At 62.9% G+C, this 26,575-nt stretch carries 31 protein-coding genes, 1 tRNA gene and 1 pseudogene; 19 read left to right on the top strand and 14 right to left on the bottom strand.

All coding sequences use genetic code 11. The features are described from left to right. The 6 genes and pseudogenes from B3H86_RS05135 to B3H86_RS05110 form a co-directional block, all read left to right on the top strand. Positions 1–1,383: pseudogene (locus B3H86_RS05135) on the top strand (hypothetical protein); the annotation flags it as partial. Then, positions 1,383–2,054 carry a hypothetical protein gene (locus B3H86_RS05130; RefSeq protein WP_292051633.1) on the top strand — a complete coding sequence of 224 codons (672 nt, stop codon included), beginning with the start codon at positions 1,383–1,385 and terminating at the stop codon, positions 2,052–2,054. The pseudogene B3H86_RS05135 and the gene B3H86_RS05130, both read left to right, overlap by 1 nt. Further along, positions 2,044–2,637, top strand: a complete 594-nt coding sequence (locus B3H86_RS05125; RefSeq protein WP_292051631.1) for a hypothetical protein — start codon at positions 2,044–2,046, stop codon at positions 2,635–2,637. The genes B3H86_RS05130 and B3H86_RS05125 overlap by 11 nt, the downstream gene beginning before the upstream one ends. Further along, positions 2,622–3,020 carry a DUF6950 family protein gene (locus tag B3H86_RS05120; protein ID WP_292051629.1) on the top strand — a complete coding sequence of 133 codons (399 nt, stop codon included), beginning with the start codon at positions 2,622–2,624 and terminating at the stop codon, positions 3,018–3,020. The genes B3H86_RS05125 and B3H86_RS05120 overlap by 16 nt, the downstream gene beginning before the upstream one ends. Further along, positions 3,013–4,881 carry a hypothetical protein gene (locus B3H86_RS05115; RefSeq protein WP_292051628.1) on the top strand — a complete coding sequence of 623 codons (1,869 nt, stop codon included), beginning with the start codon at positions 3,013–3,015 and terminating at the stop codon, positions 4,879–4,881. The genes B3H86_RS05120 and B3H86_RS05115 overlap by 8 nt, the downstream gene beginning before the upstream one ends. 75 nt (positions 4,882–4,956) lie before the next feature. Beyond that, positions 4,957–6,345, top strand: coding sequence for an SGNH/GDSL hydrolase family protein (locus B3H86_RS05110; RefSeq protein WP_292051627.1), 1,389 nt, complete (start codon positions 4,957–4,959; stop codon positions 6,343–6,345). Here the strand turns inward: B3H86_RS05110 and B3H86_RS05105 are convergent. Further along, positions 6,342–6,686, bottom strand: coding sequence for a hypothetical protein (locus B3H86_RS05105; RefSeq protein WP_292051625.1), 345 nt, complete (start codon positions 6,684–6,686; stop codon positions 6,342–6,344). The genes B3H86_RS05110 and B3H86_RS05105 overlap by 4 nt on opposite strands. A 123-nt stretch (positions 6,687–6,809) precedes the next feature. Between B3H86_RS05105 and B3H86_RS05100 the strand changes: the two genes are divergently transcribed. Genes B3H86_RS05100 through B3H86_RS05085 form a run of 4 tightly spaced genes read left to right on the top strand, consistent with a single transcriptional unit; the run spans position 6,810 to position 8,388 of the window. Continuing rightward, positions 6,810–7,205, top strand: coding sequence for a hypothetical protein (locus tag B3H86_RS05100; protein ID WP_292051622.1), 396 nt, complete (start codon positions 6,810–6,812; stop codon positions 7,203–7,205). Then, positions 7,202–7,546 (top strand): hypothetical protein, encoded by a 345-nt coding sequence (locus tag B3H86_RS05095; RefSeq protein WP_292051620.1) that lies wholly within the window; start codon positions 7,202–7,204, stop codon positions 7,544–7,546. Before B3H86_RS05100 ends, B3H86_RS05095 begins: the two co-directional genes overlap by 4 nt. 54 nt (positions 7,547–7,600) lie before the next feature. Then, positions 7,601–7,984 carry a M15 family metallopeptidase gene (locus B3H86_RS05090; RefSeq protein WP_292051618.1) on the top strand — a complete coding sequence of 128 codons (384 nt, stop codon included), beginning with the start codon at positions 7,601–7,603 and terminating at the stop codon, positions 7,982–7,984. Beyond that, complete coding sequence (locus B3H86_RS05085; protein WP_292051616.1) at positions 7,984–8,388, top strand: hypothetical protein; 405 nt, start codon at positions 7,984–7,986, stop codon at positions 8,386–8,388. The genes B3H86_RS05090 and B3H86_RS05085 overlap by 1 nt, the downstream gene beginning before the upstream one ends. A gap of 645 nt (positions 8,389–9,033) precedes the next feature. On the opposite strand, the gene B3H86_RS05080 is transcribed toward B3H86_RS05085, so the two are convergent. The 3 genes from B3H86_RS05080 to cpdR form a co-directional block, all read right to left on the bottom strand. Beyond that, positions 9,034–9,669, bottom strand: coding sequence for an SOS response-associated peptidase (locus B3H86_RS05080; RefSeq protein ID WP_292051614.1), 636 nt, complete (start codon positions 9,667–9,669; stop codon positions 9,034–9,036). 430 nt (positions 9,670–10,099) lie between these two features. Continuing rightward, positions 10,100–10,174 (bottom strand) — tRNA-Val (locus B3H86_RS05075). Between the two features lie 113 nt (positions 10,175–10,287). After that, complete coding sequence (cpdR, locus tag B3H86_RS05070; RefSeq protein ID WP_292051612.1) at positions 10,288–10,644, bottom strand: cell cycle two-component system response regulator CpdR; 357 nt, start codon at positions 10,642–10,644, stop codon at positions 10,288–10,290. A gap of 134 nt (positions 10,645–10,778) precedes the next feature. Here cpdR and B3H86_RS05065 point away from each other — a divergent pair, with 134 nt between their 5' ends. Then, complete coding sequence (locus B3H86_RS05065) at positions 10,779–11,651, top strand: N-formylglutamate amidohydrolase (RefSeq protein ID WP_292051609.1); 873 nt, start codon at positions 10,779–10,781, stop codon at positions 11,649–11,651. Between the two features lie 244 nt (positions 11,652–11,895). Here B3H86_RS05065 and B3H86_RS05060 read toward each other — a convergent pair whose 3' ends face one another. Further along, positions 11,896–12,579: a DUF599 domain-containing protein gene (locus tag B3H86_RS05060; protein WP_292051607.1), complete on the bottom strand. Its 684-nt coding sequence runs from the start codon at positions 12,577–12,579 to the stop codon at positions 11,896–11,898. Between the two features lie 123 nt (positions 12,580–12,702). Between B3H86_RS05060 and ppa the strand changes: the two genes are divergently transcribed. The 6 genes from ppa (at position 12,703) to B3H86_RS05030 (ending at position 17,550) form a co-directional block, all read left to right on the top strand. After that, complete coding sequence (ppa, locus tag B3H86_RS05055) at positions 12,703–13,245, top strand: inorganic diphosphatase (protein WP_292051604.1); 543 nt, start codon at positions 12,703–12,705, stop codon at positions 13,243–13,245. Positions 13,246–13,360: 115 nt separating this feature from the next. Next, positions 13,361–13,618, top strand: a complete 258-nt coding sequence (locus tag B3H86_RS05050; RefSeq protein ID WP_242914443.1) for an Lrp/AsnC family transcriptional regulator — start codon at positions 13,361–13,363, stop codon at positions 13,616–13,618. 102 nt (positions 13,619–13,720) lie between these two features. Next, positions 13,721–14,899 carry an acyl-CoA dehydrogenase family protein gene (locus B3H86_RS05045; protein ID WP_292051600.1) on the top strand — a complete coding sequence of 393 codons (1,179 nt, stop codon included), beginning with the start codon at positions 13,721–13,723 and terminating at the stop codon, positions 14,897–14,899. A 3-nt stretch (positions 14,900–14,902) separates the two neighbouring features. Beyond that, positions 14,903–16,021, top strand: a complete 1,119-nt coding sequence (locus B3H86_RS05040; protein WP_292051599.1) for an acyl-CoA dehydrogenase family protein — start codon at positions 14,903–14,905, stop codon at positions 16,019–16,021. A gap of 77 nt (positions 16,022–16,098) precedes the next feature. Further along, positions 16,099–16,326, top strand: coding sequence for a DUF6289 family protein (locus B3H86_RS05035; protein ID WP_292051597.1), 228 nt, complete (start codon positions 16,099–16,101; stop codon positions 16,324–16,326). A gap of 54 nt (positions 16,327–16,380) precedes the next feature. Then, complete coding sequence (locus B3H86_RS05030) at positions 16,381–17,550, top strand: patatin-like phospholipase family protein (RefSeq protein ID WP_292051594.1); 1,170 nt, start codon at positions 16,381–16,383, stop codon at positions 17,548–17,550. A gap of 3 nt (positions 17,551–17,553) precedes the next feature. Here B3H86_RS05030 and B3H86_RS05025 read toward each other — a convergent pair whose 3' ends face one another. Then, positions 17,554–18,342, bottom strand: coding sequence for an RNA methyltransferase (locus B3H86_RS05025; protein WP_292051593.1), 789 nt, complete (start codon positions 18,340–18,342; stop codon positions 17,554–17,556). 74 nt (positions 18,343–18,416) lie between these two features. Next, a complete protein-coding gene (locus B3H86_RS05020; RefSeq protein WP_292051592.1) occupies positions 18,417–19,448 on the bottom strand; it encodes a S1/P1 Nuclease in 1,032 nt (343 codons plus the stop codon). A gap of 419 nt (positions 19,449–19,867) precedes the next feature. On the opposite strand from B3H86_RS05020, the gene B3H86_RS05015 reads away from it, so the two are divergent. After that, on the top strand, positions 19,868–20,416 hold the full coding sequence (locus B3H86_RS05015) for a 3D domain-containing protein (RefSeq protein WP_292051591.1): 549 nt from the start codon (positions 19,868–19,870) through the stop codon (positions 20,414–20,416). Between the two features lie 78 nt (positions 20,417–20,494). Here B3H86_RS05015 and mscL read toward each other — a convergent pair whose 3' ends face one another. The 7 genes from mscL to aroA all read right to left on the bottom strand — a co-directional run bounded on the left by mscL (position 20,495) and on the right by aroA (position 25,931). Further along, on the bottom strand, positions 20,495–20,899 hold the full coding sequence (gene mscL / locus B3H86_RS05010; protein WP_292051590.1) for a large-conductance mechanosensitive channel protein MscL: 405 nt from the start codon (positions 20,897–20,899) through the stop codon (positions 20,495–20,497). Positions 20,900–20,976: 77 nt separating this feature from the next. Beyond that, positions 20,977–21,267: an integration host factor subunit beta gene (locus tag B3H86_RS05005; protein ID WP_292051589.1), complete on the bottom strand. Its 291-nt coding sequence runs from the start codon at positions 21,265–21,267 to the stop codon at positions 20,977–20,979. A gap of 243 nt (positions 21,268–21,510) precedes the next feature. Further along, entirely contained in the window at positions 21,511–23,208 is a 1,698-nt protein-coding gene (gene rpsA / locus B3H86_RS05000) for a 30S ribosomal protein S1 (protein WP_292051588.1), read from the bottom strand. Between the two features lie 242 nt (positions 23,209–23,450). Beyond that, the gene (gene cmk, locus B3H86_RS04995; RefSeq protein WP_292051644.1) at positions 23,451–24,101 is read right to left on the bottom strand and encodes a (d)CMP kinase; all 651 of its coding nucleotides are present in this window, start codon (positions 24,099–24,101) and stop codon (positions 23,451–23,453) included. Between the two features lie 20 nt (positions 24,102–24,121). Further along, positions 24,122–24,364, bottom strand: a complete 243-nt coding sequence (locus B3H86_RS04990; RefSeq protein WP_292051645.1) for a hypothetical protein — start codon at positions 24,362–24,364, stop codon at positions 24,122–24,124. 8 nt (positions 24,365–24,372) lie between these two features. Beyond that, on the bottom strand, positions 24,373–24,642 hold the full coding sequence (locus B3H86_RS04985; protein ID WP_292051587.1) for a hypothetical protein: 270 nt from the start codon (positions 24,640–24,642) through the stop codon (positions 24,373–24,375). Next, positions 24,639–25,931 carry a 3-phosphoshikimate 1-carboxyvinyltransferase gene (gene aroA / locus B3H86_RS04980; RefSeq protein WP_292051642.1) on the bottom strand — a complete coding sequence of 431 codons (1,293 nt, stop codon included), beginning with the start codon at positions 25,929–25,931 and terminating at the stop codon, positions 24,639–24,641. The genes B3H86_RS04985 and aroA overlap by 4 nt, the downstream gene beginning before the upstream one ends. 161 nt (positions 25,932–26,092) lie before the next feature. On the opposite strand from aroA, the gene B3H86_RS04975 reads away from it, so the two are divergent. Beyond that, positions 26,093–26,551, top strand: a complete 459-nt coding sequence (locus B3H86_RS04975) for a TIGR02300 family protein (protein WP_292051586.1) — start codon at positions 26,093–26,095, stop codon at positions 26,549–26,551. Positions 26,552–26,575 lie beyond the last annotated feature (24 nt).

Genomic DNA, 26,575 nt, shown 5'->3' with positions numbered 1-26,575 from the left:
GCCGTCGGCTTGGGGCTGGCCAGCTTTGCGCCCGCTCCCGTCCGTGACGAGGCCAGGGTCCAGGAGGATCTGGCCCTGGCCCGCCAGAGGGTCGCCGACCTCAAGGCCAACGGCGGCAGTGCGAGCCAGATCGAGGCAGCCGAGCGTCGGGTCACGGCCCGACTGGCAGAGCTGTCCCGGATTCAGAAGGCTGCCGATGAAGCGGTGGCAAAGGCCGAGGGTGAGGTGGAGTCGGCGGTCAATGCTGCCCTGGGCAGCGCCGGTGACTTCGGTCTCACGCCCGACCTGCAGACCGGAGGTGGCAGCGGGAGCAGCGGAAGCAGCCGCAGAAGCAGTGATGCGGCTGAACGCCAGTCCGAGGCTCGCGAACAGCTTTCGCTTCAGCTGGCCATCGACATTGCCCGCGCCAGCGGTGATGCGGCAGCCATCAAGGCCGCCGAGCGCCGTCAGGAGCTGGCCCGCCTGACGGCCCAGTACGAATCCGCTGGCTATGAAGATGCGGCCAAGCGTGCGCGGGAGCACCTCGAATATCTGAACCGGGCCGAAGACATGGCCGAGGCCCGCGAGCGGGCGGCTGATGCTGCCGCCAAGCTCGAGAAGATCTTCGAGAACATCGCCGAAGAACAGCGCAAGGCCGCCGAGCTGCAGCTGGACCGCACCATGGACCAGCTGTCCTATCAGGCGCAGCTGGCCCACGCCCAGGGCGACGAGACCGCCATCAGGAATGCCGAGCGGCGTCTGTTCATCGAGCAGCGCACGCTGGAAATCCTGCGGCTCAAGCTGGCCGCCACGGAAGCCGAGGCCCGCGCCATGGCGGGTGGTGAGTTCGATGCCCTCTACAGTGCGGAGGATGCACGCAACACCGCGCAGACCATCGTGTCTGTCCTGCGTGCGGATAATGTCTGGGAAGAGGCCGGTCGCCGCTTCCAGGAGGCGGCCTGGAACGGCGTCGAGCAGTGGATCACTCAGATCATCAATGCGATGACGGCCGGGTCCGGTAACGGCGGTGGAAACTGGATGCAGGCCATCGCCTCGATCTTTACAGGTGGTCGCGCAGCAGCAACGGGTCGGTCTGTCACGGCCGGTTTTCCTGTCCTGACCGGGGAAAGGCGTCCCGAGATCTTCGTCCCGTCGACCAGCGGCACGATCGTCCCGAACGTCAACCGGCTGTCGCAGCAGGTCCTGAGCCCCACGCGGGTGCAAGCTGCGCCGCAGCCGGTCGTGTTCGATCTGACGGGTGCGGTCGTCACGACCGACCTGATCGAACAGATGAACCGGATCGGCAAGGCGGCCCAGGCCGGTGCCGTCAGGCAGAGTGCCGTCATGGGGCGCAAGACCATGGCCAGCCTTCAATCCCAGCATCGTCGCCTAGGAGTGAACTGATGGACCACTGGCCCTGCAAGCTCTTCCCGGCGGTCGAGGTGAACTGGCGTCTGGTCCGGCGCACGACCCAACCCGGCGTCAATGTCGATGCGGGCGTGCGCCCCGGCTATCTCAACGGCGGCGGTTACTGGACGTGCGAGATGTCGGGTATCTGGCTGCGCAAGCAGGACCAGATCATGCTGGCGCGCGCTCTCGACACCCTCATGGACGGCGGTGCTGCGCCGATCGTCATCACAAGTTGCGAAGGGGCGCGCGTGCCGTGGACCCGAGATCTGGACCCGGTCCATCATTCGGATCAGGCCCCGTTCTCGGACGGTGCGCTCTACTCCGGTCGCAAGCGGTGCGGGACCTCGGAGCACTATGCCCCGCTGCGCGCGACCAGCATGCAGATCCTCCTGCCGGACGGAGTCGCGCTCAAGGGCGGAGAGGTCTTCTCGATCCTTCATCCGCGCATGGGTCTGCGCCGTTACCAGATCGGTCGCGTTCACGGCTCGACCGTGACCTTCCGGCCCGAGCTGCGCGAGGCCGTCATGCCGGGCACGCCGATCCAGTTCGATCCGGTGGGCAGCGTCATGCAACTTGCGAACGGCCATGAATCCATGTCCGCCATTCGGCTGGGTCGCTTTGCCGATCTGGCCCCTGTCTTTGTCGAGGTGCCCTATGCTCCCTGAACAGGTCAGGGTCATGAGCGAGAGCGGCGCGCCGCGCTACGCCCTCTTCTTCCATCTGGATTGCCGCTCGGGTCCGGTGCGGGCATGGACGGGATTCGGCGACTACCTCGTCGCTCCGGACGAGGTCGACCGAATGGGCGGCCTTTACCAGGGCATCGGACTGGTGGGCGACATCCCGGCCCTGCGTCAGCTGATCGGTGGCACGGCAGAGCGCGTCGACTTCACCCTGAACGGCACGGATGACCGGACCCTCAGACTTGCCGACCGCGATGTCGATGAAGTGCGCGATGCCAGCGTGCATGTCGGGATCGTCTTCTTCGATGCGGACTGGCAGGCCGTCGATACGGTGTCCTGGCTATGGCAGGGCCATGCCGACGTCCCGTCGGTCAACCGTTCGAGCGATGGCGGCGAAGTTGTCCGCCGCGTGACCCTTTCGGTCGGGACGGCCTTCACCGACCGGACCCGACCTGCCCTGTCCTACTACACCGATGCGGACCAGCGGCGACGCTCGCCTGACGACGCCTTCTGTGCGCGTGTGGCGGCGTACACCGTGGAAAGCACCATCGTATGGCCGGGAAACTAGACCGGTTCCTCGAGCGGATGGCGGCCACGCCGTTCGAGGATGGGGTCTGCGATTGCGTTCTCAATGTCGCCGACTGGATCATGGCCTGTGGCTGTCCGGACCCTGCCGAGCCATGGCGTGGCAGGTACCGCACGGCGCTCGGACGCGAACGATTGCTGAAACGGAACGGTGGCCTTCAGGCCGTCGTCGAGGCCGGTGCCGAACGCGCCGGCCTTTTCACATGCGCGAACCCGGTTCGCGGGGATGTCGGTCTGGTCCGCATCTATGACCAGACCTTCGCCGCCATCTGTCTCGGCAGGGGCTGGGCCATCAAGTCCAGTCGCGGCCTGACGGTCGTGCGCCCCGAGACTGTCATCAAAGCATGGAGAGTGCCGAATGTCTGAGCCTATCTCGGCGGCTGCGGCGGCATTTGCCAACTGGGCCTATTCGACCTTCTTCGCCGCCGCCGGGTACGGCACCACGGCGCACGCCGTCATCAGCGCCACCCTGTATTACGGGGCGCAGGCCGTCATCTATGCCGGCATCAGCATGGGCATGACCGCGGTGGCCCGCGCCAACCTGCCCGACCCCGAAGGCCAGAAGATCACCCGACGCCAGTCGCGGCCGGAACGGTTCATCGCCGTGGGCGGCCCGTCGCGGATGTCGGGGGCCTACATGCTGCGCGAGACGGTTGGCAACAAGTACGGTGCCGTCATCGCCATCTGCGAGGGCCGCCTGGCGCGGATCGACGGGGTCTATCTGCACGATGACAAGGTCACGCTGAACAGCGCCGGCTGGGTCCAGGGGCAGGCCAATGAGCGCTACGGCACCGGCGACCTGATCCAGATCTCGACCCGCCTCGGCCAGCCGAGAGAAACCCGTCACACCATCCTCGACCCGACCTTCAGCAAATGGTGGCCTTCCAATGCGCGCGGTGACGGCATCGCCTCGCTGGCGATCTTCGCCCAGCACCGCTCGCGAGAAAGCTTCCCCCGTCATCACCCGAACGGCGAACCGATCCCGTCGATCGTCGGCGTGCCCGTCTGTTACGACTGGCGCGATCCGTCGCAATCGCGCGACAACGAGGCCAGCTGGAAGCCTTGCGAGAATCCGGTCGTCTGGCTGGTTCACCTGGAATGGTACAGGTTCGGACGGTCGTGGGATCGCTGCATCGCGCCGTCGCTGACGCTGCTGACGCAAGAGGCCGACTATTGCGACCAGCTGGTCCCGCTCAAGGCGGGCGGCACCGAGCCGAGGTATCGTGTGGCCGGCAACTATCCGGTGACGCTCGAGCCGGCGGCCGTGCGCGCGTCGATCCTGTCGGTAATGGACGGCTGGCTGTCGACCAACGGCAAGGGGCATCTGATCGTCAAGGCTGGCCGGTATCAGGAGCCGGTCCTGACCCTGACCGATGCCCATATCGAAGGCTACACCTGGCAGGCCTTCCAGCCTGACGAGGAGCATGTCAACGAGCTGATCGTCTCACACGTCAGCGCCGAGCACGATTACACCTCGGTCGAGGTCGGTGCGTGGCGTGACGAGAGCGATATCCGCGATCTGGGCCGGGTGCGTTCGGAGCCGTTCGACGTCCCCTGGTGCCCCTCCCGCACCCAGGCGATGAGGCTGGCCAAGCGCAAGATGTTGCGTCTGAACGCGCCGAGGCGCGGGCAGATCATGCTGGGGCTGTATGGCCTGAACGCCCTTGGTCAGCGCTATGTCCGCATCCGGAACAGCGAACTGGCATCCATGGCCGATGTCGTGGTCGAAGTGACCAATATCGACATGGACCTGACGGCCGGTCGCGTCACGCTGGATGTCGTTCTGGCGGGACCGGAAATCGACAGCTGGGTGCCGCAGGAGGAAGAGGGCGAACTTCCGGACGACATCGAGCGTCCGGTTCCGACCCCTGCAAATCAGGAAGCGGCCAAAGTGCTGCGGTCCTTGTCTATCATGTATCCGCTTTCATCGGATGGAAGCAGCATAACGGTCTCGGCATTCACTGCCTATGGCCCAGCGGGCGAGTACCTAGAGTTCCCCACGGGCGTGCTCGAGGGTCTATCGAGCTCGACACGTTACGGCGTCTTCTGGCGTGCCGATACCGGCTATGTGGCCGAGGCTGCACCGGCTCCGAACAATATGTCGTCGGGTTCGTATTACCTGATCGGCTGGCAGTCCACGTCCGATGACGAGGGCGGCTATCCCTCCAATCCTGAACCTCCCCCGGGCTGGGGCGGCGGCGGCGTCGAAATGCCTATCATGTCGTAGCGACAGATAGCTGCGATCTTCCAATTGACGGGCGCTTCGGGCACCCTTATTCAATATCAAACAAGCAGGTGCTTCATGGGCGAGATCGCCAATCTTGGCCGCGCGTTTCTGCGCGACTATGTCATTGAAGGTGTTCCGGCGTCGGGGGCGAACCAACCGGACAAATCGCTTGGACGACAGGCCTTCGAAGCCATTGATCGCCGGATCGCGCGGCTGGGCGTGCCGGTCAACAACAAGGTCGCATTCCTCGGTGACAGCATCACGGCTTCGGCGGTCTATAATGATGCCGACAACATCAGGAACACCGCTCGTGGCATGCTGTTCTGGGTACCCTCACTCACCCGTCAGGCGTTCCAGTCCGACCAAAGCCTGAACTTCGGCGTTGCCGGTGACACTACGGCCGGCGCTCTGGCGCGCGTGCCTCAGGTCATCGCCAGCGGTGCTGGTACCTGCGTCGTCCTGATCGGCACCAATGACCTGGGCGGCGATGTCGCGGCCACCAAGGCCAATCTGGCCGGCATCTACAAAGCACTCACCGACGCCGGTATTTTGACGTTGGCCATGACGATCCTGCCGCGGACCACGCCCGGCACCTTGGCTTATGGCTGGATGAACACCATCAACCAATGGATCCGCCAGCAGGAAGCGAACTTCCCCTATCTGAGGGTCATCGACCCCTCTGCGGTGTTTGGCGACCCCTACTCGCTCGACAACTCTCCGCGCGCCGGTTTCACCTATGACGGCCTTCACCCCATGGCTATCGGCGTGCGCTACATGTCGCAGCCCGTGGCCGACTATCTGCTGACTTTGCGACAACCGATCGCGCGTCAGTTGCCGACCGTAACCGACCACTATTGGCCCGTCGCCAACGAGGGCGGCTATCTCAACCAGAACCCGATGTTCTCGGGCGCGACCGGTGTCGTGAATGCGCCGGTGACCGGCCAGATGGCCGATAACTGGACCGTTGTGTTGTCGGCGGGTGGCGGGGACATCAGCGGCCTTTCCGTCACCGTCAGCAAGGTTATCAATGACGCGTCCGGTCTGGTGGCCCAGAGGGTCGAATATTCGGGCGATGTCACGGGTGGCTGGCAGACCATCATCGGTGTCACCCAGTATGGCCTGCCGTATCAGGAACACCTGAAGGCGGGGGACAGGGTCGAGTTCGTGGTCGAGCTGGACGTGCCGGGCGGTCTGCCGGGCTGTTCGGGGATCGTGCCCTTTTTTTCCATCCAGCAGAACGGCGTCTGGAAGACGGCCTACGGCGGCTACACGTTCGTTTCGGATGACTGGACGGTCTCGCCTGTACGCGCCACCATCAGGACCCCGCCGCTGACCCTGACCCACGCGCTGGCGGTCGGCGAAAACGCCCGCTGCGACATCTGGATCTATTTCAAGAACACCCCGCACACCGGCGTTGCGGGGGCAGTCGAGATCGTCAGCGCCGCCGTGCGCAAGGTTGTCTAGGTAATAGACTTCACGCTCGGCTCTCGCCGGAATGCGGATCTTGCGATGGCACTGACAATCTTGTGGCGTTGATTAAACCGCCATGTCTCGTCGTGTTTGTGCATTCCGGCCATGTAGTCGGTGTAGAGTCTGTATGGCCTACTGTCCGGCTTGTAGACGAACATGATCTCGTGAACTTTGACATCGAATTCCGGGGGATGGTGGAGCAGACGATGCAGCTCTCTGCCTAACCTGCGGCGCTCGGTAAGCTCATAATGCGCGTATTGAGTGCCCCACGTTATTCCGCCGCCAAGAACTGCCCCGATCAGGGTGCCTACCAGCGCACTGGGATCGATGCTCATAAGTTAGTCCTCCCCGGAGCGAGACAGCCACAACAGCTCTCCTGTGGTCGAGAGCGTTTTTCAGGGTGCCAGCCTTTGTGGCCGGCGCGCCCATTGAGTCTATCGAAAACAAGGAGGCCGCAAATGGCCGAGACTCCACCGCCCGGCGGCGCGCTGGCGGATGTCGTGCGTATGGTGTTGCCGTTTGTGCCGGGAGCGGCCGGTGCCGTGCTCGGCATGGTGTTCGGCGAGGGGCTGACTGTTCGCGGACGCCTGGTGTCGATCGTGACCGGGCTGGCATGCGTGTTCTGGGTGGCTCCGGCCATTGTCCTGGCCATCGAATACTTCCTGTTCGGCGGCCAGCCTCTGCCGACGCAACTGACGGTGCTGGTCGGCTTCCTGACCGGCACGTTCGGCATGGTGACCCTGTCCGGCCTCGCCCAGGCCCTGGCCCGGTACAGCCGTGACCCGCTGGGTCTGGTCCGTATTCAGGCCGGTCCCGTCACCATCGGCGGCAACAATGATGGAGCGTTGAAATGACAGCCCTTATCTGTGCGGTTCTGGTGGCGTTGATCGTAGGCGTCATCGTTCTGACAGCGATTGTGGGTTGGGGGGCGCGGGTCACCCGCTGTCAGCGCGTGGGCCTGATCGTCTGCGCCTCCGGATTGGTGCTGGCCGGACCGTCACGGTTCTATGGCCAGCCGGTCGGTTATGCCGACCTGATGTTTGTTGGCGGTCTGGCGGTCTATCTGCTGGGTCGCAATCTCAAATTCATCCTGCGCAAGGCGGACGGATTGGACGGCGTTGAAGACGGGCGGCTCGCCCTGCCCGCAACGCCGGAGCTGGTCGCCCGCCTCAAGCAGATCTCGCGCGGCCGCTAGGGCCGCCGTGCCGCCGAAGCGGCAAGTCTGACATCAACAGAATTGGAGACCGCCATGGGCTTTGTCCTTGGTGCCCGTTCGCGTGCGAACCTGAGGGGCGTTCACCCCGATCTGGTCCGCGTGGTCGAGCGCGCCATCCAGATCACCTCGGTCGACTTCACCGTCATCGAGGGGCTTCGCACGGCGGAGCGCCAGAAATCCCTCGTCGCTGCGGGGGCCAGCCGGACCCAGAACAGCAGGCACCTGACCGGGCATGCCGTCGATGTTGCCGCCTGGGTGGGCGGGACCATCCGCTGGGACTGGCCCCTTTATCCGAAGATCGCGGAGGCTTTCAGGCAGGCGGCCAGGGAGCTGGATGTGCCGATCATCTGGGGTGGCGACTGGCCGCGGCTTCGTGACGGCCCCCACTACGAGCTCGACCGCAAGGTGTATCCGTGATGTGGCTGTCAGGTCTTCTGGCCGCAGGGCGAACCGGGTTCGTCACTGTCGCCCGCTCCATCAATGCTCTGGGCTGGGCCGTCATCGCGGCCGCAGTCTGCCTGCTGCTGCTTCTGGGCACCTGTTCGTACCACAGCAAGCGCGAGGCCGATCAGGCCAGGCGCGACGCAGAGGCCCGAGCGCGGGCGCTCGAGAAGAACCGCAAGGCGTCCGAACGAGCCGACGTCGAGCGGATGAGTGATGTCGTCATCATCTACAACCGCGAAAAGGAGCTGACCGATGCGGTCTCTTCGCTGCCTGATGCTGCCCCTGGTCCTCGTCGCCTCGCTCTCGCTTGTGAGCGGCTGCGCCAGCAAGGATTACGGGACGCAGATCTTCCCGCCTCTTGCCGACCTGCAGGTTGAGGCCAAGCCGCAGCTTGATCCGGCGGCGGTGGAAAGCGAGGCGGCCCTGGATGCCCACGACATCGCACTGGAGGTCTGGGGCGAGCGAGGGTGGGCCACCGTGGCCCGCCTGTGCCGGTGGCACGTCGAAATGGGCATGAAAGGGCTGAGTTGTCCAAAACGGACTGCTGCGCCGCCATAGACCGCGGCCGCATAATCCTATGCGGCAAATCCACGCCAAGTGGAGATCGTGCCCGGGCTTTTGATCGGGCGGGGGCTAAAGCTTGGTCTTGCAGGACCACAGGCACGCCTGATTTAAACAAGCCCGCTCCGGCTCGTCCGGGGCGGGCTTTTGTCGTTTCGGCTCTTGACGTCCAGACGGTCGATTAAATCGACAATGGGTTGGATATCATTATCAGCCGCCGCGTGCAGACATCGCGAAACCAATCCAAATCATCAGGCCGACGCTAGCCAGCAAGGCAGCCGTCCCGATGCCGATCAGTACCTTCAGTGCCAGGGCTTTCATTCGCTCTCCCTCGAGACCTATGTATTGGCCGTCGAATAGCGGCGAGCGGATATGTGACCCAAGGTCGCGGATTGGCACCGCAAGGCCATGCGTGACCACTGCATGCGGCTTTCGGGCTCGGCTTTTTGTCCAGGCACCATCTACTCAAGTATCTGAACTAGCTCGCCATCGGGCAACGGTCGCTGGAGTTCCTGCGCCAGTTCCCAGGGCGCGTTCATCCAGGCCTCGATCTCTTCGGCTTCGGTCAGGATGACCGGCATGGCCTTCGGATGAACGGACTTCACCGGCTCGCTGGGTTCCGTCGTCAGGAATGCGAAGAGGTCGGCCGTGACTTCGCCCTCCTTCAGCTTGCGGACGCTGGTCCACTGGGGCACCCAGATCCCGGCGAAGAACGCCAGCCCTTCCGGCCGGTCGGGCAGTTCGAACCAGACAGGCCTGTACTTGCCTTCGGCGTCACGACCCGGCTCGCTGAATGCCGTGAAGGGGACCAGGCATCGATGCTCCGGTGACAGCCATCGTCGCCAGTGCGGGCTTTTGGTGTTGCGGACGTTGGTGACGCCCTTGTCGGTCTTCTTCCCTTCAAGCGCAAATGCTGGCGAGGGCAAGCCCCAGCGGGCCGTTGTCAGCACCCGTTCGTCACCGTCCATCCTCACGATGGGGGCCGGATAGTCCGGATATATGTCGCCCGGCGCGAGATTGCCGACGAGACTCCGAAACGCGCGGCTCAGGTCGATGATGGCCTGGGGGCCGGATCGCTGGCGATAGAGGTTGCACATGGTGGGAACCTGTCATGCCAACCGTCGTTCTGCAAATACAGAGCCGGCTGTTGAGGAGTGTGTGGCCCGGCAATATGCGCCACTCCCGTCCCCTTATTGTTCCTGGGGCCATCGCCAGAATTCGATCTCGCTGCCTCCGCTTCCGAACCCGTAGATCCGGACGGTCGGCCCGCGCTCCCCGCACTTCTCGCATTTCATTCGAGGCTGCAGCTTTCGAAGCGGTGTCCGCTGAATTTCTAGCGGCCATAGTGCCCATGCTGGCCCTACGCGGTGACCGCACCTGCAGACAAGTTCGAGCTGGTGGGCCGTAGGTATGTCCGCTCGGCTGACAGTATCAGGATAGCGGGCCATGCGTTGGCGTTCGCAACTGTTTCTGGGGGGGTTTTATGGGGGCAATCAGCAGCTAAAGGCGCTAAATGCTTGAAAAGAATGGTGGACGCGACAGGGATTGAACCTGTGACCCCTACGATGTCAACGTAGTGCTCTCCCGCTGAGCTACGCGTCCGCCTTTTCTGCGGCCCGTCCAAGTTGCCTTGGTGGGCGGGAAGGCCGGTCGTATAGCCCGCCTTTTCGGGAATCGGCAAGAGGTTTTTTCAACCTTTTCCGATATTTTTGAGATTACGCTGCAATCATACGGTCGACCTCGTCCACGAGGTCCCTCAGATGCACAGGCTTGGCCAGCACCTTGGCCTGCGGAGAGGCCTGTGCCGCCGTCAGCGCGACAGCCGCGAATCCGGAAATGAACATGATCTTCATTTCGGGATAACGGGCCGTCGCATTACGGGCCACCTCGATGCCGTCTGCACCGGGCATAACGATATCGGTCAGCAGCAGGTCGAACGACTGATCCTGAAGCGCATCGATGGCTTCATCGCCATTTTCGCAATCGACCACATCATGTCCGGTCCGTTCCAAAGCGCGCTTGAGAAAGCCGCGGAGTGAGGAATCATCTTCTGCCAGAAGGATGCGCGCCATTGTGGTCTCTAAATTTTGGACGTCCGAGCCAATCACCTAACACCGACCTGTAAACCGCGAATGAAGGACGGCTGCGACGCACTACGGAATCGTGCGCGGGAGACGGAGAAAACGAATTGGGCTAAGGCGTGTTTATGGATTTGCACGCCGACAGCGACACAGAGCGGACGGAAGGCTATGCGCCGTTCGAACTTGTCCGTGCCACAGGCGGCGCACCGACTTCACTGGTCTTCTGTTCACCGCATTCGGGCACCTTTTATCCGGACGATATGGGGGCCTGTGTGGGCCATGCCCGCTTGCGCTCGGTCGAAGATGCCGCTGTGGATCGTCTGATCGCTTGCGGGGCTGACCACGGGGCCAGCCTGTTACTGGCCCGGTTTGGCAGGGCCTATGTGGATCTGAACCGTGCCGAGAGCGATCTGGACCCGTCGCTGATCGCCGACTGCCCCATCAAACGGCCGGGTCCGAAGACGGTGGCCGGCTATGGCGTTCTGCACCGGAACAGCAGCGACGGGCAGGCCTTGTACGACCGCCGCCTGACAATGGCGGAGGTGGAGACCCGTCTGGCCAGAGTTCACCGCCCCTATCATCGCCAGCTATCCGATCTGATGCACAGTGCGCGTTTGCAAACGGGCCGTGCCATATTGATCGACTGGCATTCCATGCCCGAGCGCGCCACCGGGCCCCACGGCCCCGATATTGTTCTGGGCGACCGGCACGGCTCCAGTTGCGCGGCACTCTGGACCCGCACCTTGCGCATGCTGTTCGAGCAGCAAGGCTGGCGCGTGGGCCTGAACCGGCCCTATGCCGGTGGCTATGCGACCCAGCTGTGGGGACAGCCCGAAGAAGACTTCCATGCGGTGCAGATCGAGGTGAACCGGCGCCTCTACTGGGATGAGGCCGCCCATACCCCCGGTGAAGGCTGGAAGCGTACGCAGTCCGCCCTGAAGCGCGTCATCGCAGAGTTCTGCGACGCCGCCGCCCCGGAAATCCCCAGGGCCGGATAAAAAAAAGCCGCGCCAAATACCGGCGCGGCTTGGAAAGTCTATAGGGAGGAAACGCCCAGGAAGGGCGAGACGCTCAAAAGCGTCGAAAATCAACTTAGGTTGCAGCGCACAAAATATCAACCGTGGATTCGCGACCTTCTTTCACAGCTTGTTTCATCAGCTGTCACAAAATGCCGAAATTGCGTGACTTTCGGTGGTCGCCCGCACGGATTTTTGCGACTAAGGTTGTAATATTCCAGAACTATCAGCGTTCCAGCATGCGCCGGGCCGCCCGTACGGCCTGAGCCGCCGGCGAGGCGGACTGACGCCACAGCAGCAGGGCCATCACCGACACGACGCTGAGCAGAAGCCAGATCGAGCCGAACAACCATGCTGCGGCTGCTAACGCAAAATAATAGCCGCGTACCCCCCTGTTGAACGAGGACAGCGCGGGATTCAGCACCTTGCCCACGGCCGCACCGAATGCATCGCGGTCGACATCGTCGCCAATCTCGGGCGCGGCACCGATCAGGGCCACCGTATAGTTCAGCTGCCGCAGGGCCCACACAAAGTCCAGCAGACCGCGCGCCAGCGTCAGAAGGACCAGCGCCAGCTTGCCCTCCAGCATCCGTACAGGCGAGGCCTCGTGGCTGATTGCCATAATGCCGCGAATGGCGTTTTCGCCACCGAACAGCACACCGGCCACGGCAGCGATCAAAATCAGGTTGGTCGATGCAAAGAAGGACGCCGAGTGAATGGTGTGGCCCATCAGCTGGCTGTCCACCAACCGCAGCTGGCGCACCGTCATGGCGCGCATCCACGCATCGCGCACCACCAGCATGTCGTTGTTCAAGGAACCTGCCTGCCGCGCGATTGCGCCCAGCAGGGGATCATACCCCACCCAGACCAGCAGGAAGACACCTAGAGCAATCCAGTCGAGCATCATCATGGTGGTCTACCTCAACAGATTTCTGGACGTAGGTCGACTTGCGGCCAAGCGAAGCTTGCCGTGAGCCGTCGCAAAGCTTATCACGCCCGCCAACTTCTTTCGCATCTGCAATAGAGCACGAACATGAACATCGACGCCATTCCGGTCGGCAAGGATGCCCCTTGGGACGTTAACGTCATCATCGAGATTCCGGCTGGCGGCGCGCCGGTCAAGTACGAGATGGACAAGGAATCGGGCGCTCTGTACGTCGACCGCTTCCTGTCGACCCCGATGGTCTATCCGGCCAACTATGGCTTCATCCCGCACACCCTTTCGGACGACGGTGACCCGTGCGACGTTCTGGTCCTGACCCCGTATCCGGTCGTTCCGGGCAGCGTCCTTCGCTCGCGGCCGATCGGCGTGCTGATCATGACCGACGAAGCTGGCCGCGACGAAAAAATCCTGTGCGTGCCGGTCGACAAGATGACCCCCTTCTACAAGGACGTCACCTCGTACGAGCAACTGCCGGAAATCCAGCTGCAGCAGATCGAACACTTCTTCACCCGCTACAAGGATCTGGAGAAGGGCAAGTTCGTGAAGATCGACCGTTGGGGCTCGGCCCAGGAAGCCGCTGACCTGATCGTCGCCGGTCAGGCCGCGCACAAGGCCAAGCTGGAAGCCAAGTAAGACTTCGCTTCACGCTGACGGATCAAAGGGCGTTGCGGGCCACCGCAGCGCCCTTTTTCTTGGCCACTGCCTTCCCCCGCGCTATGGCACACAAACCAAAGGGAGTGTTGCCACCATGATGACCGCCATCTTCGTCTTCATCAAATGCGAGCTGGGCTTTGCCAATGATGTGGCGGCCGATCTGGTCGATAACGTCCAGCACATCAGCGAGGTCTATTCGATCTCGGGCGATCACGACCTGCTGGCCAAATTCCACCTGCCCAAGGACATGGACATCGGCACCTTTGTGACCAAACAGGTCCAGACGCGCCCGAACATCCGCGACACCTACACCGTCATCACCTTCTCGCCCTTCCTGCCCACGAAGGGGTGATCGGCTGGCACCGTCATAGACAGTAGCCAATCGAAACCCTTGTGATAACGTCGTTCCCGAGGGCAGCCCGCAAGAGGCTGCGATCAAGGGGAAACGACCGTTATGAGCGATCTGGAAGCGTTCCGCGCCGAGGTGCGGCGCTGGCTTGAGGAAAACTGTCCGCCCGAGGTGCGCGGGCCGATCGAATCCGAGAACGACATGATCTGGGGTGGCCGCAATGCCACCTTCAAGACACCCGCCCACAAGCTCTGGATGGAGCGGATGGGATCGCGCGGCTGGACCGCGCCGGAATGGCCCGCCGAATACGGTGGCGGCGGCCTGTCGCGCGAACAGGCCAAGGTGCTGGCCAGCGAGCTTCGCCGCATCAAGGCCCAGCCTGCGCTGAACAGCTTTGGCATCTGGATGCTGGGTCCGGCGCTTCTGGCGTTCGGCACCGAGGCGCAGAAGAAACGCTTCCTGCCCGAGATCGTGCGCGGCGAAATCCGCTGGTGTCAGGGTTATTCCGAGCCGGGATCGGGGTCCGACCTCGCCTCCTTGCAAACCAAGGCGGAGGATCACGGCGACCACTGGATCGTCAACGGCCAGAAGATCTGGACGTCGTATGCGGACAAGGCCGACTGGATCTTCTGCCTTGTCCGCACCGACCCCACGAACAAGCACAAGGGCATAAGCTTCGTGTTGTTCGACATGACGACGCCGGGCGTTTCGACCCGCCCCATCACCCTCATCTCCGGCAAGTCGCCCTTCTGCGAGACCTTCTTCGACAATGTACGTGTCGAGAAGGAAAACCTCGTCGGCGAACTGAACCGTGGGTGGGACGTCGCCAAATACCTGCTGGCGCACGAGCGCACCATGATCGGGGCCATGGGCGAAGGCATGGGCCGTCCGCTGGGCGAGGTGGCCCGCGACAGCATCGGCACCGACGCGCAGGGGCATCTGGATGATCCCATGCTGCGCGCCCGCATCGCCGAATGGGAACTGGACGGCGCGGCCTTCCGGCTGGCCATGGACAGCGCGGTGGACCGCATGAAGGCCGGACAGGCCCACCCCGCCCTCGCCTCGGTGCTGAAATACTATGGGTCGGAACTGAACAAGCGCCGATTCGAGCTTTTGATGTCGGCGTGTGGCTATGAGGCGCTGGAGTGGGAGGGCGAACGCTCCCGAGAGGGTGACACAGCCCGCAGCTGGCTGCGGACCAAGGCCAACTCCATCGAGGGCGGCACCACCGAGGTCCAGCTCAACATCATCGCCAAACACCTGCTCAACCTGCCGGGAGCCTGAGCCATGCCTTTGATCCTGACTGAAGAACAGGTGATGCTGAAGGACGCCGTGGACGGCTTCCTGAACGAGAACGCGCCGATCAAACACCTGCGCCAGCTGCGCGACAGCCGCGATGCCGATGGCGTGTCGCGCGATCTGTGGCAGGCCTTTGGCGAGATGGGCTTTGCCGGTGTGATCATCGGCGAGGCGCATGGAGGGTCGGGCCTTGGCGCAGTCGAGGCGGGCGTGATCGCCGAGAGCCTTGGCCGGACACTGACGCCCTCGCCCTTCCTCGGCACCTCGGTCCTGTCGGCCACGGTCCTGACCGAGGCGGGCAATGCCGACCAGCAGTTCTGGCTGTCCAAGATCGCGGCTGGCGAGGCCATCATTTCCTTGGCCGTGGACGAAGGCGTCAAACACGCCCCCCACAGGATCGCCACCCGGGCCGAGCGCAGCGGCAACGGCTTCCGCATCAACGGCGACAAGGCCATGGTGCTGGACGGCCATATCGCCGATGCCCTGATCGTGGCCGCCCAGACCGACGAGGGGTTGAGCCTCTTCCTCGTCGATCCGGCGACCCAAGGGGTTGAGATCGAGCGCACCATCATGGTCGATGCCCACAACGCCGCGCGCATCAGCTTCAAGGATGTCGAGGTCAATGCCGACGCCCTGATCGGGGAGGCGGGGGCCGGACAGGCGACGCTGGACAAGGCGCTATCCCTTGGCCGCGCCGTCGCCGCCGCCAGCCTGAACGGCGCGGGCGACCAAGCCTTTGGCATCACGGTCGAATACCTGAAAACCCGCCAGCAGTTCGGCAAGCTGATCGGCGAGTTTCAGGCCCTGCAACACCGCGCGGCCCACCTCTATACCGAGCTGGAGCTGACCAAGGCGGCGACGCTGGGCGCGCTACAAGCCGTCGACGAGGGCAAGGAGGGAGCCGACCTCGCCACCTCCGTCGCCAAGGCCAAGGCGGGCCGCGTGGCCGAACTGGCCGTGCAGGAGGGCGTTCAGATGCACGGCGGCGTCGGCATGACCGACGAGTTCGACATCGGCCTGTTCATGAAACGTGTGCGGGTGCTGAACGAGACGCTGGGCGACAGCCACTATCACCTGAACCGTCTGGCGGTCGCACGGGGCTATTAGGCCTGAGTTGCCAACACCTATCCTCCGACCCTTATTTAATATACTGTTGATATCTCAATTAAGGATCGGAGGGTATGATGTTCAATAAGATCAGTGCACTAACCGCCTTGACGTTACTGGCCGCCGCCGCCCCCACAACGGCGGTTACACAAGTCGCACCTTGGCCTCCCGGAACCTACACCTGGTACTCCGACGACACCTACACCCAGCAGGTCGGCTATCGCATCATCGAATGCAACGGTGTTCTGCGCGGTCCTTACGGGATCAGAACACCCCATATGATCTTCGAGCCTCTGGACTGCTGATCGTCACAAGCCAACGGCTTGCGTTGACTGAGGACGGCGGGCAAGGCTGTAGGCATGAGTGATCTGCCGCAGCCTGCCCAGCCTGTCCGTTCACGTCGCGGGCGTCGCCTGCCCTGCGCCCCCGTGGCCCATGCCGAGGTCAAGGGTTTCAAGGACATCCGGCTGACGGTCTCCGCGGCGGAGAACTCGCTGGCGATGGCGGCGGACAGGCTATCCCTGCCTCGCTCGGGGTGGACATCGGGCCGGTTCGACATTCTGGCCCTGTCCGGGGGCGCGGCAGGCGGGGCTTATGGGGCCGGGGCCATGACCGGCTGGACCGAGAGCGGCACCCGTCCCGAGTTCGCGCTGGTGACAGGCGTCAGTACCGGCGCCTTGATCGCCCCCCTCGCCTTCCTGGGGCCTGCATGGGACGGGAAACTGAAGGACGCCTATACCGGCGGCCATGCCAGACAGTTGCTCAGCCCGCGCCGCATGGCCCCGATGTTCAGCGGGGGGCTGCTGAAATCGGATGCCCTGCACAGCCTGATCGAGCCGTTCGTGGACATGAAGTTGATTGAGGCCGTGGCGCAGGAGCATGCTCGCGGGCGACGCCTGTTGGTGGCCACCACCGATCTGGACCATCAGGCCTGCTGTATCTGGGACATGGGCGCGATCGCCAGCCACGGCGGCGACGGCGCGCTGAAACTGTTCCGCGAGGTGCTGGTCGCCTCGGCCAGCCTGCCGGGCATCTTCAGCCCGCACCGCATCACCACCGAATACGATGGCTGCATCTATGAGGAAATGCATGTTGACGGCGGCGTCTCGGCCCCGCTGTTCATCATACCCGACGGTTTGCTGCGCTGGAACAAGCTGGGCAAGCGGCTGAAGGGCGGACGGGTGCACGTGATCGTCAACACCATGCTGGATCCAGAGCCGCGCCCCGTGGCCCCCAACCTGCCCGCCGTGATGACACGCAGCTTCGAGGCCATGCTGCGGTTTTCCTATCGCCAGTCGCTGATCACGGCCACGACCCTGTGCGCCGCGCAGGGCATTCCTCTGAAGACAGCGGCCATTCCCAATGCCGTTCGTGCAAACAACCTGCTGAACTTCGACACCGCCGCGATGGAGGCCCTGTTCAACGAAGGCCGCAAGCGCGCCCTGTCGGGAGAGCTGTGGTCAACAGAAGTACCGGCCACGGGGCTGGAGCGCCTGGCCGAGGCGCTCCACCTTCCCCGCCGCCGATAGGTCTTAGCCTTCCTTCTTCTTGGCCTCTTCGGCGGCCTTGGCGGCCATCTTGGCCAGCACGCGGCCACGGCCCTTGGCCAGGGCGTGAATCACACCACGGAAGGTGGCGACTTCCTGCTCGCTGAACTGGGCGCGGCCCAGCATGACGCGCAGGTTCTGGCTCATGGAACGTTTCTTCTCCGGCGGGTGGAAGAAGCCGCCGTTCTCAAGTTCCGTCTCCAGATGCTCGTACATGCCGATCAGCAGGTCGTTGGAGGCCGGCGGGTCGATCTCGCGGAAGCGCGGCGGCGGGGCATCGAGGATCAGGGTGCGCCACTCATAGGCGTTGATGGCCACTGCCTGCGCCAGATTGAGCGAGTGGTGGCGCGGATCGATCGGAATGGTGGTGATACCGGCGCACAGGGCGATGTCGGTCGTCTCCAGGCCCGCACGCTCGCCCCCGAACAACAGGCCGCATTTCAGGCCCGCCGCCGTCTCGTCATAAAGGATGCGGGCGCTCTCGCGTGGGGTCCGCACGGGCTGGCGCGTCTCGCGCGGGCGGGCGGTGGTGGCAAACACCACGTTCAGGTCGTGGATGGCCTCGGCCACGGTGTCGAACACCTTCACGCCTTCCAGCACCCAGTCCGCGCCGGACGCCGTGGCCCAGGCGCGTTCCTGCGGCCAGCCATCGCGCGGATTGACCAGACGCAGCTCCGACAGGCCGAAATTGGCCATGACGCGGGCGACCGAGCCGATGTTGTCGGCCAGCTGGGAACGGTCGAGGATGACGACGGGAGGGGTAAGTACGCTCATGTGCGCTTCCTTAAACGCGAAGGCCGCCCCTGCGAAGGCAGGAGCGGCCCATTGCGACCAATAGCGGTAAGTTTTTAGTCTTCGCCGACCATAGAGGTCCAAGGGTCAACCGAACCGGCCTCGACTTCGGCCACCTTCACGGCGGGCCAGCCGACCGAGGCCGTGGCGGAGACATTCCATGCGGCGACGGTGAAATCGCGCACCTGTTCGGCACCGGCCGACAGACGCTCGTTCAGGTATTGTGCGCCACGCGGATCGGCATCACGGAAAGCACCGTCCTTTTCCAGACGGTAGAAGGGGACGACCGTGCCCAGCGTGGTGTTCAACAGGGATACCGTACGGGCCTTTACATCGAACCCTTCGACATTCAGCGGCGACATGGACGACTTGACCGTCACGGGATTGAGGGCGCGCGAGGCATAGGCCCCTTCAAACGTGCCGTGGGTGCGGCGCGAGGTGGTGAAGCCTTCGGGATTGGTCTTACCCGCCCAACCGTTGAAATGGATGGTGGTGTGGTGCGGCTGGGACGCATCGCCCAGATAGTGGCTCAGCACGCCGATGTCGCGCAGGATCAGCTGCTCGCGGCGCAAGCGGTCGGCGCGGTACCATTCGCGCTTGGCCAGATCGGTCTCGCGGGCCTCGGCGGCGTTCAGCACGCGCCAATAGGCGAAGTCACGCTCCAGGTTCTGCCATGCATCGATGATGGCATAGGGCAGATAGCCCGCCTTATCGACATCCAGACCCGCACGGGTCAGGGCGGCATCATATTCAGACTTCAGGCGCGGCAAGGCATCCAGTTTCATGCCGCGCTCGTCCATCACACGGCCTTCGTCATCCATGTCGATGAAGTGTGCGGTGTCGCGCTCGCGGTCGTGCGGCTGGCCGCCACCCTTCCAGCGATCCGGCTCGCGCGAATATTCGCCAACATCCGAAGCCGCACCCGGCGTCAGCAGGAAGGCCGGAAGCGTATCGGGCAGGCTCTGCATGGCGACCACGCCGATGACGCGGTGCCCCGAAGCTCCCCACGCAATGACCTGCGAGGCCGGAATCGCCAGCAGCGCGAATGCGGCGGCGGAGATCATCAGACGTTTGGCGGATCGCTTCATGGCGTATTCCCGGTGGAAAGGGTGAAATCGTGTGCCGATCTACCCCATTCCCGGGCAGGTCGCCACAATCAACCCCGCCTATCGCGCCGCAAAACGAGCGATTCCGGCTGGTTAAAGAAATCTATATGACCGGTCCATTCGCATTTACGATCTGAAATCTTCGCAATAAAGATTTCACAGAGGCGTGAACTGATAAAATTTCAAAATCCAAGACAAGTTGAAGATCAGCATATCGCATAATTACTTTATTCATGAACTGGGAATATCATTCCGCAACCTATAGTGTTGCTGTCGCAATTCCGCCCTCATCAATGGCGATGTGATGGCTAATCTCTACTAACACTATTTTGCCACAATTAGACGGCACAAGCGGCGCTGCCGACGGGGTAATGGTGTCGGTGCTGCCAAACGATGTTTCCATGTTGAATGCGGTTGCCGCTCTGGCTGCCCTGTGGGCCATTTCGTTCGCCGGTTCGGGCGAACCCGTCCCATACGAAGCTGTCGTCGCCCAAGACGCTGCTGTCGTTGAAGCTGCCGCTGATGCGGAAACCGATGCCGTCGATCTGACTGACGAGCAGAAACTTCACCTGGAAGCCGACCCCGACTGGCGCGCCTCTGTCCGCCTCTATCACGCAGGTGGTGGCGGTGCGACCGGCAACGATTCGCTGGGCTGCCGCCCGGTCGCCATGCGCACCGTAGCCACCGATCCCCGCGTCATCCCGCGCCGCACCCGCCTTTTCATCCGCGAGACTGTCGGCCTCAAAATGCCCGACGGCACCGTACATGACGGTTATTGGTATGCCTCGGATACAGGCGGTGCCATTCGCGGGACCAAGATCGACCTCTATACCGGCCACGGCCGCCAATCGATGCGTCCGGCCATGCCGTTCAATATGAAGACACTGACCGTGGTCGATGCCGGTGACTTTGAGGGTTGCCCCCCGGCCTGGGAAACGGCTTCCAACTAAGCCCCCCTACTCTACCCATGAAAAACGGCCACCGGAGCGATCCGGTGGCCGTTTTCATATCTGTTGGGTGCCGACCCCTTACGGACGCTTCTTGAGTTCGTCGCGGATCTCGATCAGCAGGGCGTCGGTAGACGACGGCGCAGCCTCCGGCTCGGCAGCCTGTTCGCGGCGCAAACGGTTCACAACCTTGACCATCATGAAGATGACAAAGGCCACGATCAGGAACTGGATACAGGTGTTGATAAAGGCACCGTACTCGATGACAGCCGGTTCCCCATTGGGATTCAGCGGGCTTGTCGGCAGGGTGTATTTCAGCTCGGCGAAATCAACACCGCCAATCAGCCAGCCGATCGGAGGCATGATGACCTGATCGACCAGGCTCGTGACGATCTTGCCGAACGCGCCACCAATGATCACACCGACCGCAAGATCGACGACATTGCCGCGCGCGATAAACTCTTTGAATTCGCCAGCCAGGCTCATGGGTATCTCCCTAAGGGCAAAGGCCCGGCTGGTGGGCCGCACCTTTCAGTCAGTACACCCGAACGCTTATAGCGGGATCAGGCATCCCCGGAAGCGTTGAGACGCAGACGAAGTTCCTTACCGCTTTTGAAAAACGGCACAGCCTTGGCCGGCACCTCGACCGTCTCGCCCGTGCGGGGATTGCGGCCAGAGCGCGCCGGACGGCTGCGGACAGAAAAGGCTCCAAAGCCGCGAAGCTCGACCCGACCGCCTTCTGACAGTGCGTTGGTCATCTGCCCCAGAATAACATTAACCACCCGCTCTACCTCGGCATGCGTGAGGTGCAGGTTTTCCGCTGCAAGCTTCTCGATCAGTTCGGACTTGATCATTCAAGGCCCCCGCCCGTGCTTCCTCGGCGTCATTCGCCATCATCGGGATGACACCTAAACACCTGATGACTTTGGAATAAAGGGGTAAATCGCATCTCGGATAACGATTTTCTGCGATTAACCTTTGCCATAAGCGTGACAGGGCCCTGTCCACGGCAAGAAAAAGGGGCGACCGGATGTCTCCGATCGCCCCCGTTTCTTGGACTACAGCCCTAAAGGCCGTAGCTCAGGCCACTTGAAGGATTAGTCCTTCGAAGCGTTCTTCAGAGCGGCGCCCAGGATGTCGCCGAGCGAAGCGCCCGAGTCCGACGAACCGAACTGCTCGATGGCTTCTTGTTCGTCCTTCATTTCCAGAGCCTTGATCGAGACCGAGACGCGGCGGGTAGCCTTGTCGACGGTGGTGATCATGGCGTCCACGCGGTCACCCACGTTGAAGCGTTCCGGACGTTGCTCGTTGCGGTCGCGCGACAGGTCCGACTTGCGGATGAAGGCGGTGACCGGAGCGTCTTCTTCACCGAACTTGACTTCGATGCCGCCGGTTTCAATGGCGGTGACCGTGACGGTCACTTGCTGGCCACGCTTGTAGACGTCGCCTTCCATCGGGTCGGCACCCAGTTGCTTGACGCCCAGCGAGACGCGTTCCTTCTCAACGTCAACGTCGAGGACCTTGGCCTTGATGACCTCGCCCTTGCGGTAGCGTTGGATGGCTTCTTCGCCCGACACGTTCCAGTCCAGGTCCGACAGGTGGACCATGCCGTCGATGTCGTTGTCCAGGCCGATGAACAGGCCGAACTCGGTGGCGTTCTTGACTTCACCCTCGACGGTCGAACCGATCGGGTGGGCGTCAACGAAGGCTTCCCACGGGTTGGCTTGAGCCTGCTTCAGGCCCAGCGAGATACGACGCTTGGCGCTGTCGACGTCCAGGACGATGACGTCCACTTCCTGCGAGGTGGAGACGATCTTGCCCGGGTGGACGTTCTTCTTGGTCCAGGACATTTCCGAAACGTGCACCAGACCTTCAACGCCCGGCTCCAGCTCCACGAAGGCGCCGTAGTCAGTGATGTTGGTGATGCGGCCGGTGTACTTGGCGCCAACCGGATACTTGGCTTCCACGCCGTCCCACGGGTCCGACTGCAGTTGCTTCATGCCCAGCGAGATACGTTGGGTGTCCGGGTTGATCTTGACGATCTGGACCTTGACGGTGTCGCCAACAGCCAGAACCTGCGACGGGTGCGACACGCGCTTCCACGACATGTCGGTGACGTGCAGCAGGCCGTCGATGCCCCCCAGGTCAACGAACGCACCGTAGTCGGTGATGTTCTTGACGACGCCTTCGCGGATTTCACCCTCGGCCAGCTGACCGACCAGCTCGGTGCGCTGTTCAGCACGGGCTTCTTCCAGGATCGCACGACGCGAAACAACGATGTTGCCGCGCGGACGGTCCATCTTCAGGATGGCGAACGGTTGTTCCTTGCCCATCAGCGGGGTGACGTCGCGAACCGGACGGATGTCCACTTGCGAACCCGGCAGGAAGGCCGAAGCACCGCCCAGATCGACGGTGAAACCACCCTTGACGCGGCCGACGATAGCACCGTTGACCGGCTGGCCTTCGGCGAAGACGGCTTCCAGACGGGTCCAGGCTTCTTCGCGGCGAGCCTTGTCGCGGCTGATGACGGCTTCACCCATCGCGTTCTCGACGCGCTCCAGGTAAACTTCGACGTTGTCGCCGACCTTCGGCAGGACAGCGCCTTCGCCTTGGCCGAATTCGCGCATGGCGATACGGCCTTCGGTCTTCAGGCCGACGTCGATGATGACGATGTCTTTTTCGATGCCGACAACGCGACCGTGAACGACTTGGCCTTCGCCAAGGTCGCGGCCTTGCAGTTGTTCGTCGAGCAGAGCGGCGAAATCATCGCGGGTGGGGTTAAGGGTTTCGGTCATATGACTCTTGGGGTTGATGGAAGGGTCTTTGCCCAGAACCGGAATGGCCAGATGACCAGACCGCCCTGCGCGAAGGGGGTGAATTCGGATTTTCGGTAGGTTGGACGATACGGGGCGCACGCCAAGGCGGCTTGAAACTCAAACCCGTAACGCCCACGGCTGCCGACGATCAGTGCGTTGAAATTACAAAGAACAATCGTTCCGATCGGGCGGAGATGTCCTCGACATCCGGGCCTTGGTGATCAGAGACCGTGCTTTGCGCGCGCTGTCTCGACAATGCGGCGGGCCGCATCGAAGGCCGCTTCTATACCCATATCGGTCGTATCCAGCAAGATAGCGTCGTCCGCTTGAACCATCGGCGCGGAATCGCGGCCGGCGTCGCGGGCGTCGCGTTTGCGGATATCGGCAAGCATATCCTCATAGGAAATCTGGATTCCGCGGGCGGTCAGCTGTTTCCAGCGACGCTCGGCCCGCACCTCGGCAGAGGCTGTCACAAACAGTTTCGCAGGCGCGTCGGGCATGATGACGGTGCCGATGTCGCGTCCGTCCAGAACCGCCCCGCCATCTTGGGCGGCAAAGTCGCGTTGCAACTTCAGCAGGGCCGCACGCACCGCCGGATGGCTGGCCACGCGGCTGGCGGCCTCGCCGGCCTCGCCCGTCGTCAGGCTGGTATCATCCGACAGACCGCTGGCGTCCAGATCACGCGCCACCTGTGCGGCCTCCGCCTCGTTGTCCAGATCGCCGCCCTTGGCCAGCACGCTCATCCCGACGGCACGGTACAGAAGCCCCGTGTCGAGGTACGGCAGGCCATAGTGGGCGGCCAGACGCGAGGCGATGGTGCCCTTGCCCGAAGCGGCAGGTCCATCAACGGCGATAACGAGAGACTGTGACAGGGCTCTACTTTCTGGTGAGATTAACGCAGGCGACCCAGAGGCAAAACGGCCATGCCACCCACGAGGATTGTTCCGAGCCCGAAAAAGCCGCTCCAGAACCAAAAGGCAATAGGGTTGTCGCTAAGGTATAAGCCGCGACTGTAACGGCCTTTGAAATACCCAAGCTCGATACTGTCCCACAAACCGTTGACACAGACCCACGTCAGCCAGAACAGAAAGGCCGTAGCGAGGAAGTCCTTGAGACGTCCCAGAACGCGTTTCACGCGCCCGCTCACGGTTTCGGCTTCAGATGACGCGAAATCAGGCCGCATGCCGCCGCCACGCCCAGCATAGCGACGCCGAACCACACCGTCTGGCCCAGAAGTTTCGCGAACAGTTCGGGGCTTTCGGATCTGAGGATTGCGCCCGAACGTGCGGGCATGCTGCCGCCCATCCAGCTGAACAGCGCCCGCACGAAGAAGAAGCCCGCCAGCACCAAAAATCCCGCCATCATCTGGGCCATGACCACATGGGACGGGATGTTTGGCAGCGGCGACTTCATGCGATCTTCGCGCCCAGCCCGTTCATCAAGGTAACAAAGCCGGGGAAGGAGGTGGCGATCATTTCCGGATCGAGCACCGACACCGGATGCTCCGCCGCCAGCCCCAGCACCAGATGGCTCATGGCGATGCGGTGATCGTGGGCGGTCTCGACCGTCGCCCCGCCCTTGACCGGACCACCTGTAACGATGAAGCCTTCAGGCTCTTCCTCGACCTCGACACCGCAGGCCTTCAGGCCCGCCGTCATCAGGGCGATACGGTCGCTTTCTTTCACCCGCATCTCGCCGATGCCGCGCATCACCGTCTGCCCCTCGGCAAAGGCGGCGGTGGCGGCAAGGACCGGATATTCGTCGATCATGGCGGCGGCGCGCATTTCCGGCACCACCACGCCCTTGAGCTTGGAATATCGTGCGGTGATGTCGCCGATCTCCTCACCACCGGAGGTACGGCGGTTGGAGATCGTCAGATCCGCGCCCATCTCGATCCACGTATCGAACAGTCCGGTTCGCAGCGGATTGAGCATCACGCCCTCGACCGTCACCTCGGAGCCCGGCACGATCAGGGCCGCAGCCAGAGGGAAGGCCGCAGACGACGGATCGCCCGGCACCGACACATTGGTGCCGCGCAGGGTCTGGCCGCCTTCCAGCGAAATAACCCAGCCCTCGCCAAGCGCCTGTACGTCTACCGTGGCCCCGAAGGCTTTCAGCATACGTTCGGTATGGTCACGGCTCTTTTCAGGTTCGGTCACGCGGGTCGTGCCCTGTGCATTCAACGCCGCCAGCAGGATGGCAGACTTCACCTGAGCCGAGGCCACCGACTGGGTATAGTCGATGGCCGAGAGTTCACCGCCGCTGACGGCAACCGGCAGACGGTCCTCGTCCTGCTTCCAATCGAATTTTGCACCCATATCGGCCAGCGGGCCGGTCACGCGCTTCATCGGTCGCTTGCGCAGCGACACATCGCCGTCAAAAGTCGCCGTCACCGGATAACCGGCGACAGCGCCCATCAACAGGCGGACGCCCGTTCCCGCATTGCCACAGTCGATGATGTCCTGCGGTGATTGCAGGCGGCCCTTGCCGGTTACCTTCCATCGACCTTGGTCAAGTTTTTCGACCTTGGCCCCCAGCGAGGCCATTGCCCTTCCGGTGGCCAGAATATCGTCACCTTCCAGCAGGCCATCGATCTGTGTGACGCCCTCGGCAAGACCGCCAAAGATCAGACTTCTATGGGAGATTGACTTGTCACCCGGGGCTTTCACCGTGCCCTTCAGAGCGGTGGAAATCGTAGCGATGAAGGTCTTGGAAACGGCCACTCGACGACTCTGCTCCGATATCTTCTGGAAAACGGGACGCAGTCGCGTCACATAAGGCTTTTGACAGTGGCCGTTTCGGGTGGCAAGGGAGCCGCCCGATTTACCGAGTATCAACTCAACTCCCGCCGAAGGTTTATTCCGTGGCTAATCCCGAACTGGGCCAAAAGCAGATCTGCCCGAACTGCCAGGCCAAATTCTACGACCTGAACCGTCGCCCGGCGCGCTGCCCGAAGTGCGGCACCGAGTTTGACCCGATGGAAGAGGCTCTGAAGAGCCGTCGCGTCCGCCGTGGTGCCGGCTATGCGGCTGACGACGAGGACAACGAAGATCAAGTCGCCGACAAGTCGGTCGACGGTGACGAAGAGGAAGACGACGTCGAAGCGACGCCGGAAATCGATCAGGAAGGCCACGAACCGATCCTGACCCCGGATGACGACGACGACGCCGATCCGGTTGCCGACGACGCCGGCCTGGGCACCACCGACGGTGACGACGACGACGTTCTCGACGACGATGACGACTCCGTGCCGTTCATCGAAGACGAAGACGACGATGGTCTGGACGAAGAACTGACCAAGCCGTCGCTGGACGACGAGTAAAACCAAGGTTCTGAAAACTAAGCG

This window comes from Brevundimonas sp. UBA5866 (assembly GCF_002432125.1).
Taxonomy (GTDB): domain Bacteria; phylum Pseudomonadota; class Alphaproteobacteria; order Caulobacterales; family Caulobacteraceae; genus Brevundimonas.
Note: the sequence above shows the minus strand (reverse complement) of the source record. Positions and strands in the feature narration are given on the sequence as shown.